Origin of the sequence: Prochlorococcus sp. MIT 0801, from assembly GCF_000757865.1 — a bacterium.
Lineage (GTDB): Bacteria > Cyanobacteriota > Cyanobacteriia > PCC-6307 > Cyanobiaceae > Prochlorococcus_B.
On the sequence record NZ_CP007754.1, the window covers coordinates 822,132 to 840,359 of the forward strand.

Consider the following 18,228-nt stretch of genomic DNA (forward strand, 5'->3'; position numbering starts at 1 on the left):
TAATTTTTTATAGTAATAGTTCAAACCTTTGTTGTACTTATTACTCTTAATTCGTTTTGAATAGAAATCTGATTTTAATGAAACTAGCTTTTATTGGTCTTGGCGCTATCGGGAAGCCTATGTCTGAGCGTCTTATTGATAATGGATATGATTTGAATATATATAAGAGAGATAAACTAAAGAATAATGATCAAAAAAAATATTTTGTTGACCCTATAGAGGCTGTTACTGACTGCGATGGACTCTTGATTTGCGTTACTGATGATAATGCGGTTGAATCTGTTCTATTTGGTGATAATGGAGTAGCAGACTCACTAAAGCCTAAATCTTTTGTGATTGATTTCTCTACAATAAGTCCTAATAAATCAATCTCTATACATAAGAGATTGTCCAAAAAAAATATCTTTTATGTTGACTGTCCAGTTTCAGGGGGGACAGAGGGAGCTCATAAAGGTACACTGTCTTTGTTTATTGGTGCAAGCAAAAAAGAGTGTTTATCTTTTGAACATATATTTGAAGTCCTAGGCAAATCAATTAATTACTTTAATGGCGTAGGTAAAGGTCAACAAGTCAAAGCTCTTAATCAAATATTAGTCGCAGGGACATATGCAGCAGTAGCCGAGGCAATGGAATTAGGGAAATTGCTTGATTTGCCCATGGATAATGTGGTTGCTGCTTTAAAAGTTGGAGCAGCTAATTCATGGCCATTAGAAAATAGATCAAAAGCTATGTTGATTGATAAACATCCCTTGGGATTCAAATTAGAGTTGCATCATAAGGATTTAACTATTGCTATTGATCTGGCTAAATCTATAAATATTGATTTACCCATAGCTTCTAAAGTAAAAGAGATTGAGCAAAGATTAATGCAGGCTGGGTTAGGTGAATTAGATGTTTCGGTACTGCATAGATACATCTCTGGAGCAAAAAAAGAAGGCTAGAATTACTGCTAATATTAGATTTATATAACTCATTTGTTTACAAATTGATAACTATATGCTAAGTTAAAAAAAAAGCTAAAAATTATTTAGGTTAAGTTATGAAGCTAGGAAAGCAACATGCAAAATTAATAAAGTTACAAAGCAAAGCTGAGTCTTGTCTTTCTCGCGATGAGGCAAAGAAGATTATACGTAAAGCCGAAAAAACTCAAATGAAAATTTCTAGCTAATTTTTATTTTTTAGGTTGTTGAATATTATTCCGTCATGTTTTTTAAATTCAATACTCCAAAGATTTGAACATATTGATTTTAATTTTTCTAATAAAGTATCTGTATCTCCACTATTAATCCAATTTGATTTAATTACTGGAATATTATTATGCATACTTTCAAAACTAATTTCTGCTAGTAATAATCCAGTTTCATCGTTTGATATTTTAAGACTACCTTCAGTAGTTCTTTGAAATATCCTTAGTAATAAATCAAGTATTATCTTTTCGACTTCTTTTTTAGACGATTGACTTAAAGTATCAACTCCAGAAAAAGTCTTTCCTCCAAGAGGCATTAATCTTTTATTATTTTGCTCTGCAAGAGCTATCGCTATTACATATTTTTGTTCATCCATTATTTTTAAAAACCTATAGATTTTTAACTACTTTGATTTTATCGACTATGTAGGCAAAAATGTTTTATCTTAATGTTGAAGCATTTGAAAATTAATTGCACAATAATCCTAGTGACTTGATCGTTGTAGATCAGCTGAGTAAATATTATCGAGTTGCAAACAAACAGCCTGGGTTTAAGGGTACTCTTAAACATTTTTTCGACCGAAAGACTTATGACGTCCCTGCCGTTACTGATATTAGTTTTAAAATCTCACCGGGAGAGGTAGTCGGATTTCTTGGGGCTAATGGAGCTGGTAAGACCACATTATTGAAAATGATGTGTGGTCTTATTCATCCATCGACAGGGTTAGTTGATGTTGGTGGTTTCTCTCCTCAAAGAAGGCAAACGGCTTTTCTTAAGGAGATAACTTTGGTTATGGGGCAAAAGCAGCAGTTGATTTGGGACCTTCCTCCCATGGACTCTTTGTATGTAAACGCAGCTGTATATGGTTTGTCTGACCACGAAGCAAAAGTAAGAATTAATGAACTGGCAGAAATGCTTGAATTAGGAGAAGAACTCACAAGACCTGTAAGAAAGTTGTCGTTAGGACAACGAATGAAATCTGAAATTCTTGCTGCCTTATTGCATAAACCATCTGTCCTTTTTTTAGATGAACCTACTCTTGGTCTAGATGTAAATGCTCAAGCTAGAGTTCGTAGTTTTTTATCTGAATACAACAAAAGAACTGGAGCGACAATATTGCTGACTAGTCATTACATGGCTGACATAACAGCATTATGTCCAAGAGTTATTTGTATTCATAAAGGAAAGCTTTTTTATGATGGTGACCTTGATTCCCTAGCTAATTCATTATCTCCCTCAAGAGAGGTAAAAGTTGAATTGAAAAATCCATGTGAAAGTGAACAATTTGAAAAATATGGTGAGATTCAAGATTTAAATGATCGTTTTGTATGTTTATTAGTTTCAAGGGACAAATTGACAGATGTAGTAAGTAATCTATTAACTGATTTCGATATTATCGATTTAGAGATTAGTGATCCTCCTATTGATCAATTAATTGGAGAATTATTTATTAAAGGTGAAGTCAATTGAGAATATTTGGATTGTCTTTCAAGGTTATTAAGACCTTACTTACAACGCAATATGCATACATGTTGGAATATCGCATCGAAATAGCTTTGTGGGCTCTTTCTGGAGTTCTACCATTTATTATGTTTTCTCTTTGGAGTCAAAATGATGTTGGCAATTCATTTGGTCTAAATGATATAGGGTTGGCAAGATATTTTTTAAGTGCTTTTCTAGTTAGGCAATTTTCAGTTGTTTGGGTTGTCTTCTCGTTTGAGGAAGATTCTCTTTCTGGACGATTATCTCCATATTTGCTGCAGCCTTTGCACCCTCTATTTAGATATGTAGCTTCTCATTTGGCAGAGCAGGCAACAAGACTTCCTTTCGCAATAGCCATAGCTATTACTTTTTTTATATTAAACCCATCATCTTTTTGGCTTCCCTCACTACCTCAATTGTTTTTTGCGTACTTATCAACTCACTTTGCGTTTACGATTGCTTTTCTGCTTCAAAGTTTAGTCGCTGCACTTTGCTTTTGGACTGAAAAATCTAGTGCTCTTGAGAGATTAATATTTGTTCCATATCTTTTTCTCTCTGGTTTATTAGTCCCCTTATCAGCCTTTCCTTCTAACGTTCTAAAAATAGCAAAGCTAACACCATTTCCCTATCTAATTAATTTTCCAGCAAAGATTTTATCAGGGATGCCAGTTGATATTTTTAACGGCTTTTTAGCTCAGCTTTTGTGGATCTCAATACTGGTACCTTCTGTAAATATTCTTTGGAAACTTGGTGTAAAAAGATATACAGCAATGGGAGCCTAATATGCAGCGTTACTTAAAAACAATCAGATTATTTTGGTCTACAGCATTTGCTTCTCAACTTGAATATCAATTAAATTTTTTGATTGAGTTGCTAGCTATGTTGGGAACTCTTTTGGGAAGTGTATTTATATTATCCCTTTTTTTTACTGGAGGAAGGCAATTAGGAGATTGGACTTGGGAATCAGCCTTAGTTATTCAGGGTGTTTATACATTTCTTGATGGTTTAACGAATGCTCTTTTACGACCAAATTTAACCGAAATCGTTAATTACGTTAGAGAGGGTACTCTCGATTATGTTTTATTAAAACCAATTGATAGTCAATTTTGGCTATCAGTTAAAAAGTTTTCTTTTGCAGGATTGCCTGAAATTATTTTAGGACTTTCAATTGTTTTTTGGGCAGCTATCCAATCAGGTTCAACTTTTTCAATTTACTCATTATTTGTATTCATTATTTCCTTATTGATTGGTTTTATTATTCTTTATTCTGTTTGGTTTCTAATTGCTGCATCAAGTATTTGGTTTGTTAAGACATGGAATGCTACAGAAGTTCTTAGAGCTTTGTTAGCTGCAGGTAGATACCCTATTTCAGCTTATCCTGTGATTTTGAGATTTATATTTACTTTGGTTTTACCTGTAGCTTTTTTAACCACTTTTCCTGCTGAGGCAATTCTTGGAGAACTAAAATTTAATATTTTATTTTTTGGCCTAATATTAAGTAGTTTATTTTTTATTTTTAGCAGACTCTTCTGGAAATTTGCTCTTAAACATTATACTTCTGCCTCAAGTTAATTATTTAATTAATTTCATTAACTATTTTTTATTTTAACGAAATTATAAATTATTAGCTTATTGGCCAATACCAAAGAATGAGTTAAATATGAATAATAAACTAAAGACTGAGAGGAATGAAATCCCAAACCAGCAAACTGTTTTTAGAACAATTCCATAACGAAATTGACTTTTTACTAATGAGCTATTCATAGTATCCATAGCCATCCAGGCAAACAAAGGAGCTGTCAGGAAACTACCGGTCATAGCACCGAAGACATAGTCTTTAACTCCAATTCCTCCAGATTTGGCAATAAGAAGTGCACATAGTGATGCAAAAACATGAAAAATGATCCATTTTTTGAGACGTTTTTTTTCACTCAAAGTAGAGCTATTTCCCTTGTCTGAGCGAGCTATCAAACCATGAGCTGATGAGATACTCCTGGGGTATGCGTCTAGACATGTAAGCGTGGTGCTAAACATTGCAGCAAAAGCTGCAGGTACAATTATCCACTTTGCCCACCCACCAATGGATTCTGTATACAAGCGGATTAAATTCTGAGCAAAAGTAACTCCTGATCCTGTAAGCATTTCATCTCCAGTGCCATACATTGTGTATGCACCAAGAATTAGAAAGAAAATTGCAGTTAAAACAGTGATGAAATATCCAAGATTGAAATCGAATTCTGCTTCTTTTAACGTAGCGGTGTGATCCGTGTCTTTGGCTCTTGAAAACATCCATAGTGATGGCCATATACAAAGCTCCACTGGACCAGGCATCCAACCCATTAGAGGAATTAGAAAACCAAGGTTTGAGAGAGTCCAGGGAGATGGACTGCTATTAAAGAATGAAATATTGACATCTCCAGCAGGGCCTTTAATAAGTAAAGATATAACAGCAAAAAATGTTAGTACTGTAAGTAAAAACACAAGAATTTTAGATATCCTATCAAGAGCTTTATATTGGCCTATAAATAATATTAATGAACAGACTATTAATATACCTATAGCTAAATCTAGAGGAGGGAAGGATGAAAATATTACTATATTTTTTAAAAGGAGACCTGTAACAAAACTAACGGCAGAAATAGTAAAGGTCCCAGTAATCAATCCAACAATTAAATATATAGGCAAATAAAATTTATTACGTTTTTGAAATCCCTCTAAAAGTGATAATCCAGTAACAGCTGTAAATCTTGTTCCGACAAGTAAAAATGGATATTTAACTAGATTTGTCAATAAAATAAGGCCAATAAGCGAAAATCCAAATTTAGCTCCAGCTGTAGTCGATGACATTAGATGTGATCCGCCTATGCATGCCGCAGCTAAAAGGATTCCAGGGCCAAGGCTTTTTCGATAACCGATGGATTTACTCGAGACTATTTTTTCCATTGATTTGGGAAGTTATTTTTATTTTTGCAATAAAAATATTTTTTTCAATTTAAGTACATAAAGATTATTATTTTATTTATAGCTATCTTTTTATTAAATTAGCCTATCTCTCTCCTATTTATTGCCTAGCTTTTATAGAATTTAATTAATGACTAAATCTGTTAATCTATATTTGGCATCAGGTGTAAGTGAAGGTGTTGGTTTTTGGGTTATTAACTTTACAGAGGAGGATAATATTTTTAATTCTCATAGTAGTAAATTACTCGAGTGCTATAGAAAAGAATTATTTGGTCTTGACGGGGCAATTGAGGTTAAGGCTGCAATTAATACAACATTAGATATCCTTTGTTTAGATTCAAAATATGATCAATATAAATTAGATAATTACAATACAGGTTATTCTTCCGAGATTCCTATTAACCTCATTGAGGATATCTTTGATCTATGGGCATATAATTATAGCAATAAACTTCTATGGAAAAAATATATAGGTTTATTAAATTTAAGAAAAAAATTAAAAAAAAATAATAATTATATTAATATAGGATTGAAAGGTGATATCTTTGAATTCGCTACTAAATTAGATGGATTATTGAGTTTTAGGCCAGATGATTCGATATTCAGACTAGAGAATTCTAATGATTTAATGTGGTAAAAATTGATTATGGTCTAGATTTATAATATAAATCTCTATCTTTTTTTGCTGCATTTATACACTCCCAAGGGAAAATAATCCATTCGTTATCTTCTATATATCTATAGGAATTCCACCAGGTGGGTTTTTTTTTGCTCACCCATACATGAGTCTCTGAACCTTTTATATGTTTTATTTTCTCAAGTGTATAACCAGTATCATAAATATCATCAATTATGAGTGAATTGTTTTTAGGTTCGTCTAATAATGGCAGCTCAAGCGAATGACTTAATGCAACTGCAAGGCATAAACCACCTCGAGGGAATCCATAAACCCCTTCGAAATTTTTATTTTTGCATTGCTTATATATTGAATTTATGCATTCATCAAATTCTATCCAGCTTAACTTATTCATTTTTAGGTTATGAATATCTTTCTTCACTCTTTAAGGGATGACTTTTAAAACTTCCTAGATAAACTGTAGTAGCCCATAAAGCCACCTATAGTTAGTATGCCAGCGATTGGGGCTGATAGATTTAATGGTGTCGCCCAATCATGAACCATCAATGAAGCTAACATAAGTTAAGATTAATAATTAATTAGCAAAATACTACATCTAATATTGTTTTGTTATTTTAGTTCGCAATAATTCACAACTTTATAGAATTATTAAATTATTCAAAATAAATTACGTTCAAATAATTTTAATTTATAGATATATATGTCTTTAATATTCTTTATCTAAGATTCGTTGTTTTTATTAGCTTCAAATAATTTAGCTAATTGTTCATATAATTTTCCAAATAGCCATGAAATAGCAATAAGACCAACAATTCCTAAAAATATTGTTATTGCGGATATTCCTGCATCATTTGGACCATAATTTATAGCCGGATCAAATCCTTCCACGATAATTTAAATTCATTTTTATACATTTTAATATTTTTTGGATTCAATTACTGATTCATTACTTTTTTGAAATCTGAATACATCAATATTCCTTATAGTTGAATTATGTATAATAAATATTACCTTAAATCATATTTATGAAGTGGGAGTACCAAGTAATCCACCTCAACGTAGACGATTCGTCAAGTAAAAGTGAAGAAGCTAGCAATCCTGAGGCTGCAAGTGAAAAACTTAAAGGTTCACTTAGTCCAGATTTTCTAAAAGATCAATTTCCGGATCAATATCAGGAAAATGAAGGTTCCGAGCATCCTGCTATTCAACTAAGTAAATTTCTAAATAAAAAGGGACTGGATAGATGGGAGTTTTCTGAAACAATAGAAATTGGTGAAATGTTATTTCTTATCATGAAACGGCAAGTTGATTAATATTTTATAAAATATCTTTTAGCGTAAATATTAACCAACTAATTAGATTAAAGGGATTAGCTAATTTTTTAATACTGCTGTTACCATTTAGCTCATATTCAAATTTATCTACTCGTGATAAAAGGTCTTTAGTTATTAAATTTGTTGCTTTATTTGAACCCTCTATTTTGTACTCCCTTTTTGTTTTCTCATTTAATTCGTTAGTAAAAATCCAAATTTTTTTATTATCTTCAGTTATTAATACGTAGCCAATATCCATTCCATCAGTCATTTTATAATCAATAACCTCTCCATTAATCAGTTGAGGCAAATCATCTAACATTTTTTCAGGGAGTACACTTTCTATTTTAGACTTTTCAACTTTTATCCTTGACCCAACTGGTATTAGAGGATTGATCTTCATTATGATTAGCCTTTTTTCTTCTAAATTAACATATTTTACGTATCTATGAATTAACTATTCATCGCCTAGAATTGTTTATCCGTTAGAAACCTGTTTTTGAATTTTGGATTTACATGATTAATTAAAATCCTTTGGTTTCACTTTTTGTTATCTTTTTCTCCCTATCCTCTCGTTCTTCTTTTGAAAAATTTATTTTTATATAGTTAATTCCAATTATCGTTATTCTTACAATGACAAAAGCGGTGGCTATGTATCCAGCCAAGATACAAGTTGATAAGACTGCTGAACCTAGATCTATTTCAGATATTTTGGATATAAAAATAATCATTACTAATTAAATTAAGCTGTTATGAATCGAAGTTTAAATCAAAACTCAAGTTTTAAATCAATTTTAATTTATATTGGTTACAAGACATCCGTAGATAATTTTTTCAAATGGATGCATAACTGAAATAGGAATATAAATTGAAAATGAATCAAACTCAATTTAAAATCCCACTTTCAAGTTTAAGGCCTTACACAGTTCATTATAGAAGCTGTGATAATCAACGTCTTGAGAATTGCTTTTATGCCTGTGATGCATATGAAGCCAGATTACTTGCAATGGAATTTAATAGATACATTCATGAGCATCCAAATTGCATTGATCTAATAAGAAGAGAAATGATTAAGAATATCTAGATTAGTTTATAATTAATAAACTTTCTAACAAATAAATCAGTTTAATTTATATGTTAAATATTGATATTTTTTCTCAAATCGTTTTGGGAATTATATCTTTTTTCTCCAATTTTCTTTCTGCTTTATCTGGAGGAGGCTCAGGTTTAATACAACTTCCAGCTCTTTTGTTTTTAGGATTACCGTTCTCTAAAGCATTGGCAACTCATAAGGTTGCAAGCGTTGCACTAGGCTTAGGTGCTTCCATTCCTCATCTAAAACGAAGTAGATTAAAAATTAACTATGCTTTTTTGATATTAATTTCCGGCATACCAGGTGTTTTATTAGGTGCCTATACGTCATCCATTTTGCCTAGTAGTTTTTCTACTACTTTATTAGGCTTATTTACTTTATTTCTTAGTTTTTATTCTATAAAGAAGAAAAATCTTGGAAGTTCAAATCAAAAATTATCAATTAATAAGTTAAGGATACTTGTTGGCTCATTTGGTCTTTTTTTAATTGGGTTTCTTAATGGTTATCTATCCTCTGGTACTGGATTATTTGTGACGATTTGGATGATAATTATATTTGATTTATCCTTTTCTGTTGCTGTTGCTTATACCTTAATTTTTGTTGGAATTTTTTGGAATGGTATAGGAGCTTTCTCCTTAGGAATGACTGGGAATATTATTTGGGAATATCTACCCGTATTGATTTTAGGTTCTCTTTTAGGTGGATACCTAGGAGCTAAGTTCTCAATAATTAAAGGGACCAAGTTTATTAAAGTAGTTTTTGAATTAGTCTCTTTTTCTGTTGGAATTTCATTACTAGTTAAAGGCTTTTTATGAGCAGCCTGCTTTTTCTAAATCATCTTGTAATTTACTCTCACAGTCTAGAACTCTTGCCCAACATGGTAATTGCTGCTTTACGGGTGATTCAAGGAATTTATTGATGGCAGGCCTTAATAGTTTTCCAAAAGTATGAACTGCCAGTTCTTCTTTATGTCTACTGTAAGGTAATTCATTAACTGAGGAATCTAAGCTAAATTGTTTAACTCTATCTTCTCCTGCTCTTCTATATAAAACCTCCAAGTTTGCTAATTGAGCACTTGTAAGTGTTCTTGCTTCATGTTCCATTAACCCTCTTAAAACACTGGATAGAATTTCTGTAGACATTTTTTGGAGGCCCTCATTAGGCTTTGAACCAATTTCTTTGTGTTTGTGGTCGAAAATACCGAGATCCACTTGTGCGATTCTTGATATCCTTACGTTTTTATAAACCTCAGAGAGTAGCCCTATCTCTAACCCCCAGTCACATGGGATTCTTAAATTCATTGCTAAGTCTGTAGTAAAAGCAAATTCTCCAGCTAATGGATATCGAAAAGATTGTAAATATCGGAGGAATGGCGCATTACCTATCAATTGCTCCAAACTTGATAGAAGAGGACCTACAAATAATCTTGTAGCTCTACCTTGAAGAGCATTTGTCTCCAGAGATAGGCGGCTGTAAAAAGCTTTTACATAAGAAATCCCATTTGATTTTTCTAATAAAGGTCCCAACATTCTTGCTGGATAATTGGAGTTAAATGTTCTGATATCAGCATCGAAAAGAGCTACTACCTCTGAGCTTTTTGTTGCCACACCAACTCCTTGCCATACTGCCCATCCTTTCCCTGGCACACCTAAGAGATCTAGTCCATTCTTCTCTTGGTCTTTTAGCAATTCAATAACCGCTGGACTATTAGTCCATTGGACGTGAACTGGATATGGCATTTCTTTAAAGAAATCCCTTGCTTTGGCCACCTCCTCACTGTTACTTGCAGATAAGGCTATGACTAGTTGATTTAAATTTTTTAATTCTTTTAAAGTGCTTCTTATAAGTTTTAATGCTGGCCTACTGAACTCATCGAATAGGCATGGAATAAGTATTGATGTTGGCCGTTTTAATAGGTCTTTATTTAATTGAGATACTGGATCTTTTGCTAATCCGTACTCATGAATAGTTGTGATTAAACCCTGCTGAAAGTCCATTCAAGAAAAAAGTTTTACAGATTCAAGGTGGGAGCTACGATGAGGTAGAGATGATCGTTTTTCTTTAAAGAGTGTCTGAGTTGGATAGTGAATTAGACGAACTGAGATTGTCTCTCAGAGAAATTTATCCTGGGCACTCTGAACAAGAAATCAATTCAGTGTGGTCGCAATTGTTGCAGATTCTCGATCCATTTTGTGTTAACAAGGGCACTGATGAATTAGAGATCGAATCAATTTGGGATTCTTCAAGTGTTGTTTTGATTACTTACCCTGATTCAATTTATAGGAAAGATGAATCAACTTTAAAAACATTAACTGAATTCGTAAAAAATAGATTAGGTGGCCTTTCATCAGTCATACATGTTTTACCATTTCTTCCTTCTACAAGTGATGGAGGATTCGCTGTTTCTAATCATGAAAAAATCGATGATACCTTTGGCAATTGGAATGATTTAAAGGATTTATCAAGTAAGCACAAAATAATGGCAGATCTAGTTTTAAATCATGTCTCGTCTTCTCATCCATGGGTGCATCAATTTATAAAATCAGAGGATCCAGGTTCGTCTTACATTGTTTCTCCCTCTGAGACTAATGTTTGGGAAAATGTGACAAGACCCAGAAATACATCACTCTTTACCAATATCAATACTAAACAAGGCTTTAAGAGTGTTTGGACAACCTTTGGACCAGATCAGATTGATGTTGATTGGAGAAATCCACATATCTTTTTAGAGTTTTTAAAATTATTGGTTAGATACACAACTAATGGAGCTGACTGGATTCGACTTGACGCAATTGCATTTATTTGGAAGGAGCCATATACTACTTGTTTACATTTAGACCCAGTACACTCAATAGTTAAGCTGTTAAATAAATGTTTGAAGATTATAAAACCTTCAGCAATATTAATTACCGAGACTAATGTACCAGAGGAAGAAAACCTTTCTTATTTGATTGAAGGAAATGAAGCTAATCTTGCTTATAATTTTACTCTACCTCCTTTATTATTAGAAGCTATTTATACCGGTAAAACCGATTTATTGAAGAGTTGGTTGTCTACGTGGAATGAGTTGCCAAGGCACACTTCTTTGCTCAACTTCACTTCTTCACACGATGGTATTGGATTACGTGCACTAGAAGGCATTATGGACGATCAGAGAATACATAATCTCTTAGTTGAATCAGAGAAACGAGGAGGATTAGTTAGTCATCGTCGCCTGTCAAATGGAGAAGATCAACCTTATGAATTAAACATTAGTTGGTGGAGTGCGATGTCAAACACTGGCTCTGATAATACGGTATTTCAATTTGAGCGTTTTCTATTAAGTCAACTTTTTACTTTATCTATAAAAGGTGTTCCAGCTTTTTATCTTCCATCTATATTAGCTTCTCCTAATGATATTGATTCTTTTAGGAAAACAGGGCAAAGAAGAGATTTAAATCGAGAAAAATTTGAAGCTACTCAATTACTTGATGTACTTAAGAACTTTGATTCACCCGCTAGTAAAAATATTTCATACCTCACTCATATAGTTAAAGTCAGGTCAAGACTTAAAGCTTTTCATCCGGAGGCGAGTATGAAATGTATCTCTACGAATATAGCTAATTGTGTAATTCTTCAAAGAGGTTTGGATGAAGATAGCGTATATGTTATTTGTAATATGTCTAATAAAATTTTAAGTATTTCTCCATTAAATCAAATCAATTCATTAGAATTAATCCCTGAAAAACGTTTATTAGATAATATTACAGGTTCTTATTTGAATACTGATACTTTCAAGCTTAATCCTTATCAAGTAGTTTGGCTTACATTAGCTGATTAGCCTTATGAAAAATAATTCTAAATATTGGATAGTTACAGATCTAGATGGAACTTTAATGGACGAAGATTACGATATAACTCCTGCCAAAAAAACCTTAAAGACATTGGCAGAATTGAATATTCCTGTAATACCTTGTACTAGTAAAACTGCTTCTGAAGTTAGACATTTTAGAAAAGAGAATGCATTGTCAGATCCTTTTATTGTCGAAAATGGAGCGGCTATTTATGGGTGCTATGAACAAAATTCGTCGGAATGGGAATTGATCTTAGGAAAAAGTTATATTGAATTAAAAACTATATTATTTAATATCTCTAAAAAAGTTAACTACCACTTAACCCCATTAAATGATTTAAGCAAAAATCAAATATTTGAACTTACTGGATTATCTGATCAAGGTATTACTAGAGCTCTAGATAGGTGCTGGAGTGTTCCTTTCTTAAATCCTCCTGATGATATTTTTGAGAATGTAAAACTTATTTGTGATTACTACAATGTTCATGTTTTTAAAGGAAATAGAATGAGTCATTTGCTTTCCAGTGAAAGTCATAAAGGTAAAGCTGTTAATAAGTTAAAGGTTTATCTACAGAATAATGATGTAAAGATTATTGCACTTGGGGATTCGCAAAATGATCTCCCTTTACTTGAATATGCCGACATATCTATTGTTATTCCTGGCATAAATGGACCAAATAAGTATTTACAGAATGGTATTGATAACGGCTCTTTTAGACTAGCAAATGCTCCTCACGCAGAGGGGTGGGCAAATAGCGTTGAGGATGTTATTAACGAATTTAAGGAATTATGAAAGATAATGATATTAATAATGATTTCTATCATATTTTCCCAGAGGATATAAGGGATGATTTCCTTTTTTCTCTTGATAGTTATCGCCTATTTCTTGAGGGATTGTCTATTAACCCTACGCTCTTTTATCAAAAATGGTCTGACGTTAATGTGCAATCAATTGTTGATAAATATTGGAAACCAAATCAAAAATCAGATTGGAAATGGTCGTTAGCATTTCCATTTTTTTCTCTTTTAGAAAATTATATAAATACTTTTAATAAACCAGTAATAATTGGTTTTTCAGGTCTTCCTGGCTCTGGAAAATCTACTCTTGGACTTTGGGTTGATAATGTGGCGAGAGAACTATCTTTAGAAATTAAGGTTATATCTTTAGATGATTTTTATTTACCTGGCCAAGAAATGGACGTCGCAATGACTGATAATCCATGGAGTGTTCCTAGAGGTTTTCCAGGTAGTCACTCTTTAGATTTATTAAATCAATCATTAGACGTCTTCTTAAAAACTGGTGTTTTAAATAGTCCGACTTTTGATAAGTCTTTAAGAGATGGGAAAGGAGATAGATCTGGATGGTGTGATTCAGAACCTAGAGTTTTGATTTTGGAGGGATGGTTCGTAGGTTGTGAACCTCTTTCAGATTTATCGAAAATAGATTACTTGGCTGAGGACGAATTTAATTTGTCATTGAGTCAGAGTGAAAAAGATTATCGAATTTTGATTCAAGAATCACTCTTTGAATATACTAAAATTTGGAACAAGTTTGATAAGATTTGGCATCTTAAGTCTTCTCAATTTGATAATACAATTCTGTGGAAATCACAGCAAGAAGGAGAAATGATTAAATTAAAAGGTTCAGGACTTAAAGGTAATAATTTAAGTAATTTTATTCGAATGATTCAAACCTCTATACCACAGCAATCTTTATCATTTATTAATTCAGATACGACAGTTGGAATTAATCAAGATCGTAGGATTAATTTTCTAAAGACTAGAGAATACAATTTTTTGTATTCTTAACACTAATCAAAAATTATACCTCTTGTTGTTTGTTTTATCTTTTGTTAAACTTTTATCTTTTTTTCTATTTACACTCTATCATTATTAAATATTAATCTTTCACATGCCTATAAAATGGCTTCATATGTTTATTTGATTCAGAATGGTGATTTATTCAATATTGGTTTTACAGACAACCTTGAACGAACAAGAATTAATTTAAGACCAGGAGAATTGGTTGCATTTCTAAATACGGATAACCCTGAACCACTGATTAAAAATATAAGGAAAATATATGTTGATAATAGATTACCTGGCTCAGATTATTATCGACTTGCAAACTCACAAGTAAAAGAATGCAGAACTCTTCTAGAAGGAGATGGGCCGAATAATTATTTTCAACCTTTTCTCAAGGGACCAATTTTATTTGTATTCTTTATGTGTTCTTGGATTTTATTGACTTATTTTATTATTGAGTTTGCTGTAGACCCTGTTCTAAGTCGGTTTACCTAATCCTTACTTTTCTTTGATTAAATATATTAATGATTTATACATAATGTTTCTTACATAGATTTGATTTAATTGTTAGATTATATAAATACTGTAAATTTAATCTGATTTGAATTTATCTAGCTTTTTGATTTTTGTTGCACTGCCTTTTGTCGTTTCAACAGTATTTTTTGGCACTAAGAATGGATATTACAATAGTGATGACTATGAGGGAGATGGTTGCGCTCATGACGTTCAGAGGTGATAATTTTCTCCAATCGACCTTTGGCTATACATATAAGTATCTTTTAATTGCTTGAATTTTTGATGCATGTCCATTTGCTATCAAATTGCCAGACAGGCTTGTAGATTTCATTTTCAATTGTTTTCCCAGCTTCCATACACATCTTTTTCGTCCCAATTGGAATAGCAAATAATGATGGACTTGTAATGCCACTTACTTGTGGTTTTCCTCCAGGTCCCTGTCTATAGCTACCTATTACTAACCAGTAATCTGCTACAGCCTTTCCTTGTATACCCGCCAAGGAGGTTAGAGCAATAATTAATGAGAATATAATTTTTTTTCCCATGATTTATTTTTATTTTTGAAATCATATCTATACTAATTGAAAATTTCTATATATTTAGCCAGCTTGTGTTTTTATTATCTTCTAAATATGCCTGAAGAAATTAGTCAATATCTATTTATTTGCTTTAAATCATTTTTCTTAGGTGTTATTCAAGGTTTTACTGAATTTCTTCCAATTAGCAGTACTGCCCATTTAAAAGTTGTACCTTACCTTTTTGGTTGGAATGATCTTGGTGTGTCTTTTTCCGCTTCTATACAATTAGGAAGCGCATTAGCTATCATTTATTATTTTCGAAATCAGATTAGTTCAATTATTAAATCTTTCTTGTCAACGTTTAACCCTTCTAAAGGTATCAAAGATGAAAATTCTAGACTATTTATCTATATCTTTGTAGCGAGTATTCCAATATTAGTTTTTGGCTTACTTATTAAACTATATTGGCCCAACTATTCCGATTCGAATCTCAGAGATTTATTTTCCATAGCGATCACTTCTATTGTTATGGCACTATTGCTAGCTCTTGCGGAATTTTTTGGTAAAAGAAATAAGTTATTTGTGGACATTAATTTAAATGATGTTATTAAATTGGGCCTTGCTCAATCTTTGGCTTTATTCCCTGGAGTTTCTAGATCTGGTATAACTCTAACCTCTGCTTTGTTTTCAGGTATTGAGAGGAAAACGGCAGCTAGACTTTCTTTTCTAGTTGGTATTCCAGCTATTTCAATCTCAGGACTTGTAGAACTATTTTCTTTAATTAGAGTGTTATCTGTTGTTGAGATTATACCAATAATTATTGGCATCATTTCATCTTTCTTTTCTTCAATATTTTCTATTGATTTGTTTCTTAAATTCCTATCTAAAAATAATACTTTAGTTTTTGTTTATTATCGTTTAGCTTTTGGCATTTTTATATTGACAACTTTATAAATCTTATTTTTCTATATTCTTTGGTTTAGTATAGTTTTATGATAATTATTTGGTTTTGATGAATTTTTTAGTTGATTTATTTATTGTTTCTTTTGGGGAGATTGATATACCACCATTAGTCTTTGCGTTAATTATTTTCCTAACTGTATTTGTTTTTTTAGCAGTTCTGATTAGTACAACTAAATTAATCCAATCTTTAGTAAAGGACTCTGATTAGTCATAAATTCAATTTTATCGGAACGGCGGGATTTGAACCCACGACCCCCACTACCCCAAAGTGGTGCGCTACCAAACTGCGCTACGTCCCGCATTTTAAAGTTATCACAAGTGCTTGCTGATATTTTGAATTTTTAATGATTTCCATTTAATTCTTTTTTTAGATTTTCTATTTATACGTCTGATGAGTGAATCCCTATCTTCATTAGAATATCCATGAATAGATAGCTTTTTAGCAATTAATCTTAACTCGTAAATATTCATCTTTGAAAGTTTAAGTTCAGTATTTTTATCCCAGGCCTCTCCCTCATTTGGCAATATAGCTTTATGTTGTGATGATTCGATTGAGTAGATTAACTCAGCAAAGAATTCTGGAATAATTACAATTAAAATTGCAAGAATATTGTATAAGTTTATCCGAGCTCTATCCAGATGTTTTTCAAATTTATTATTTTTCATATTTTTTAAGAAGTATAATCCAAGTTAAAATATATTTTCTCTAACTTGGATAGGTTAATTCAGTATTTAAAGAACTATCCATCCATTGAATAGTTTTTTCTTGTTCAATTTTTTCAGATTTAAAACTAAACACTAAAAAGAATACTAATAGCAAAGTAGCTAATATTATTAGCAAAATGGTTCTATCTGGTAATTGATCATTCATTATTAATTTGATTCAATAGGTGTATTATCTCCTCTAAGAATACAATGAGTTATGTCCCAATTATAGTTGGACCAAATTTTTTCATTTAGTTTAAAGTTTGCCCCACTAAAATTTTTAAATGTTACCTTTGTCGGCATTGCAGAGCAATATGGTCTACTGCCAGGCTTCGCTAAATATTGTTGGTGATAGTCCTCTGCAAAATAAAATTTAATATCGTTCTCAATCTCTGTAGTAATTAACCCAAAGCCATTATTTTGTAGCTCTATTTGATAGCTATTTTTGCTTTCTATTGCTTTACTTAGTTGCTCTTTGCTTGTCGTATAAATTGCAGATCTGTATTGGCTTCCGCTATCGTTACCCTGACGATTGCCTTGTGTTGGGTCATGGCATTCCCAAAATAATTTTAGTAAGTCGCTTAGATCAATTTCATTATTATTCCAAACAACTCTAACTACTTCGGTATGACCTGTTAGGCCAGAACATACCTCCCTATAGTTTGGTTTTTCTTTCTCACCGCCAGCATACCCTACTGCAGTTGTTACAACTCCTGGAAGCCTCCAGAAACCTTTCTCTGCCCCCCAAAAACAGCCACATCCAAAAAGTACTTCTTGCTCATTATCTTTTGGTTTTGCTGTTAGATCATTTTTTAATATTGTATGCTGCACTTTCTTTTTTTGTTTTTCTGTACTTTTATAAGAATATATCTTATCAATTATCAGTGTTAAATATTCAATTATCTTTTTAATCATAACTTTAATTTATAGTTTCTATTTTAATATGATTTATTAGTGTAGTAACAAATGCAAATAATAAGAAAGGTAGGCTTAATACAAGTATTAAACCTACACCTAAAAGAGCAAAAACTGGTCTTGATGAGCCCATTAGTGCAAGTCCTGCAGCTAGACTTACAAAAATTACACCCATCCATGCGAGGATTTGAATGTAAATATCACCAAATGCAAGGTCGCAAATAAGTTTATATTTTGTTAATGTGCTCATGATTTCATGATTATCTCATTTAAGATAATTGTTTTTTTTAGCTTATATCT

General features: G+C 31.9%; 25 protein-coding genes and 1 tRNA gene. 14 read left to right on the plus strand and 12 right to left on the minus strand.

Going from position 1 to position 18,228, the window contains the following annotated elements; translation table 11 throughout:
- Positions 1 to 77 precede the first annotated feature (77 nt).
- Positions 78 to 941 (plus strand): NAD(P)-dependent oxidoreductase, encoded by an 864-nt coding sequence (locus EW15_RS04270; protein ID WP_038652339.1) that lies wholly within the window; start codon positions 78 to 80, stop codon positions 939 to 941.
- Between the two features lie 223 nt (positions 942 to 1,164).
- Here EW15_RS04270 and EW15_RS04275 read toward each other — a convergent pair whose 3' ends face one another.
- Entirely contained in the window at positions 1,165 to 1,563 is a 399-nt protein-coding gene (locus EW15_RS04275; RefSeq protein ID WP_038652342.1) for a hypothetical protein, read from the minus strand.
- A gap of 95 nt (positions 1,564 to 1,658) precedes the next feature.
- On the opposite strand from EW15_RS04275, the gene EW15_RS04280 reads away from it, so the two are divergent.
- The 3 genes from EW15_RS04280 to EW15_RS04290 are packed head-to-tail and all read left to right on the plus strand — an operon-like array spanning position 1,659 to position 4,241.
- The gene (locus EW15_RS04280) at positions 1,659 to 2,657 is read left to right on the plus strand and encodes an ATP-binding cassette domain-containing protein (protein ID WP_038652345.1); all 999 of its coding nucleotides are present in this window, start codon (positions 1,659 to 1,661) and stop codon (positions 2,655 to 2,657) included.
- Complete coding sequence (locus EW15_RS04285) at positions 2,654 to 3,451, plus strand: ABC-2 family transporter protein (protein ID WP_038652348.1); 798 nt, start codon at positions 2,654 to 2,656, stop codon at positions 3,449 to 3,451. The genes EW15_RS04280 and EW15_RS04285 overlap by 4 nt, the downstream gene beginning before the upstream one ends.
- Before the next feature lies 1 nt (position 3,452).
- Entirely contained in the window at positions 3,453 to 4,241 is a 789-nt protein-coding gene (locus EW15_RS04290) for an ABC transporter permease (RefSeq protein WP_038652351.1), read from the plus strand.
- Positions 4,242 to 4,298: 57 nt separating this feature from the next.
- Here the strand turns inward: EW15_RS04290 and EW15_RS04295 are convergent, their stop codons facing one another.
- Positions 4,299 to 5,612: an NRAMP family divalent metal transporter gene (locus tag EW15_RS04295; RefSeq protein WP_038652354.1), complete on the minus strand. Its 1,314-nt coding sequence runs from the start codon at positions 5,610 to 5,612 to the stop codon at positions 4,299 to 4,301.
- A 148-nt stretch (positions 5,613 to 5,760) separates the two neighbouring features.
- On the opposite strand from EW15_RS04295, the gene EW15_RS04300 reads away from it, so the two are divergent.
- Positions 5,761 to 6,267, plus strand: coding sequence for a hypothetical protein (locus EW15_RS04300; protein WP_038652357.1), 507 nt, complete (start codon positions 5,761 to 5,763; stop codon positions 6,265 to 6,267).
- Positions 6,268 to 6,274: 7 nt separating this feature from the next.
- Here the strand turns inward: EW15_RS04300 and EW15_RS04305 are convergent, their stop codons facing one another.
- Positions 6,275 to 6,661, minus strand: a complete 387-nt coding sequence (locus EW15_RS04305) for a phosphoribosyltransferase (protein WP_038655171.1) — start codon at positions 6,659 to 6,661, stop codon at positions 6,275 to 6,277.
- A 326-nt stretch (positions 6,662 to 6,987) separates the two neighbouring features.
- Entirely contained in the window at positions 6,988 to 7,155 is a 168-nt protein-coding gene (locus EW15_RS11055; RefSeq protein ID WP_197049702.1) for a hypothetical protein, read from the minus strand.
- Between the two features lie 137 nt (positions 7,156 to 7,292).
- Here EW15_RS11055 and EW15_RS04310 point away from each other — a divergent pair, with 137 nt between their 5' ends.
- A complete protein-coding gene (locus EW15_RS04310; protein ID WP_038652360.1) occupies positions 7,293 to 7,580 on the plus strand; it encodes a hypothetical protein in 288 nt (95 codons plus the stop codon).
- A gap of 4 nt (positions 7,581 to 7,584) precedes the next feature.
- On the opposite strand, the gene EW15_RS04315 is transcribed toward EW15_RS04310, so the two are convergent.
- Entirely contained in the window at positions 7,585 to 7,983 is a 399-nt protein-coding gene (locus EW15_RS04315) for a cytochrome b6f subunit family protein (protein WP_038652363.1), read from the minus strand.
- Positions 7,984 to 8,454: 471 nt separating this feature from the next.
- Between EW15_RS04315 and EW15_RS04325 the strand changes: the two genes are divergently transcribed.
- Positions 8,455 to 8,664: a hypothetical protein gene (locus tag EW15_RS04325; RefSeq protein WP_038652369.1), complete on the plus strand. Its 210-nt coding sequence runs from the start codon at positions 8,455 to 8,457 to the stop codon at positions 8,662 to 8,664.
- Positions 8,665 to 8,714: 50 nt separating this feature from the next.
- Positions 8,715 to 9,488 (plus strand): sulfite exporter TauE/SafE family protein, encoded by a 774-nt coding sequence (locus tag EW15_RS04330; protein ID WP_038652372.1) that lies wholly within the window; start codon positions 8,715 to 8,717, stop codon positions 9,486 to 9,488.
- Here the strand turns inward: EW15_RS04330 and EW15_RS04335 are convergent.
- Positions 9,483 to 10,670 carry a glycosyl transferase gene (locus tag EW15_RS04335; RefSeq protein ID WP_038652375.1) on the minus strand — a complete coding sequence of 396 codons (1,188 nt, stop codon included), beginning with the start codon at positions 10,668 to 10,670 and terminating at the stop codon, positions 9,483 to 9,485. The two genes, EW15_RS04330 and EW15_RS04335, sit on opposite strands and share 6 nt — an antisense overlap.
- Before the next feature lie 71 nt (positions 10,671 to 10,741).
- Here EW15_RS04335 and EW15_RS04340 point away from each other — a divergent pair, with 71 nt between their 5' ends.
- From EW15_RS04340 to EW15_RS11550, 5 genes are all read left to right on the plus strand, one after another.
- A complete protein-coding gene (locus EW15_RS04340; RefSeq protein ID WP_038652378.1) occupies positions 10,742 to 12,493 on the plus strand; it encodes a sugar phosphorylase in 1,752 nt (583 codons plus the stop codon).
- 4 nt (positions 12,494 to 12,497) lie between these two features.
- The gene (locus EW15_RS04345) at positions 12,498 to 13,298 is read left to right on the plus strand and encodes an HAD-IIB family hydrolase (RefSeq protein WP_038652380.1); all 801 of its coding nucleotides are present in this window, start codon (positions 12,498 to 12,500) and stop codon (positions 13,296 to 13,298) included.
- On the plus strand, positions 13,295 to 14,314 hold the full coding sequence (locus tag EW15_RS04350) for a uridine kinase (RefSeq protein WP_038652383.1): 1,020 nt from the start codon (positions 13,295 to 13,297) through the stop codon (positions 14,312 to 14,314). Before EW15_RS04345 ends, EW15_RS04350 begins: the two co-directional genes overlap by 4 nt.
- 114 nt (positions 14,315 to 14,428) lie before the next feature.
- Entirely contained in the window at positions 14,429 to 14,806 is a 378-nt protein-coding gene (locus tag EW15_RS04355) for a GIY-YIG nuclease family protein (protein ID WP_038652386.1), read from the plus strand.
- Between the two features lie 106 nt (positions 14,807 to 14,912).
- Positions 14,913 to 15,047: a hypothetical protein gene (locus EW15_RS11550; protein WP_011823614.1), complete on the plus strand. Its 135-nt coding sequence runs from the start codon at positions 14,913 to 14,915 to the stop codon at positions 15,045 to 15,047.
- A 43-nt stretch (positions 15,048 to 15,090) separates the two neighbouring features.
- On the opposite strand, the gene EW15_RS04360 is transcribed toward EW15_RS11550, so the two are convergent.
- Complete coding sequence (locus tag EW15_RS04360; protein WP_038652389.1) at positions 15,091 to 15,372, minus strand: hypothetical protein; 282 nt, start codon at positions 15,370 to 15,372, stop codon at positions 15,091 to 15,093.
- An 87-nt stretch (positions 15,373 to 15,459) separates the two neighbouring features.
- Between EW15_RS04360 and EW15_RS04365 the strand changes: the two genes are divergently transcribed.
- A complete protein-coding gene (locus EW15_RS04365) occupies positions 15,460 to 16,299 on the plus strand; it encodes an undecaprenyl-diphosphate phosphatase (protein ID WP_038652392.1) in 840 nt (279 codons plus the stop codon).
- A 234-nt stretch (positions 16,300 to 16,533) separates the two neighbouring features.
- Here the strand turns inward: EW15_RS04365 and EW15_RS04370 are convergent.
- The 5 genes from EW15_RS04370 to EW15_RS04385 form a co-directional block, all read right to left on the minus strand.
- A tRNA-Pro gene (locus EW15_RS04370) sits at positions 16,534 to 16,607 on the minus strand.
- A gap of 13 nt (positions 16,608 to 16,620) precedes the next feature.
- Positions 16,621 to 16,974 carry a hypothetical protein gene (locus EW15_RS04375; RefSeq protein WP_038652395.1) on the minus strand — a complete coding sequence of 118 codons (354 nt, stop codon included), beginning with the start codon at positions 16,972 to 16,974 and terminating at the stop codon, positions 16,621 to 16,623.
- Between the two features lie 40 nt (positions 16,975 to 17,014).
- On the minus strand, positions 17,015 to 17,179 hold the full coding sequence (locus tag EW15_RS11060) for a hypothetical protein (RefSeq protein ID WP_197049703.1): 165 nt from the start codon (positions 17,177 to 17,179) through the stop codon (positions 17,015 to 17,017).
- Between the two features lie 2 nt (positions 17,180 to 17,181).
- Positions 17,182 to 17,928: a peptide-methionine (S)-S-oxide reductase MsrA gene (msrA, locus tag EW15_RS04380; RefSeq protein ID WP_038652398.1), complete on the minus strand. Its 747-nt coding sequence runs from the start codon at positions 17,926 to 17,928 to the stop codon at positions 17,182 to 17,184.
- 4 nt (positions 17,929 to 17,932) lie between these two features.
- Complete coding sequence (locus EW15_RS04385) at positions 17,933 to 18,178, minus strand: hypothetical protein (RefSeq protein WP_038652401.1); 246 nt, start codon at positions 18,176 to 18,178, stop codon at positions 17,933 to 17,935.
- Positions 18,179 to 18,228 lie beyond the last annotated feature (50 nt).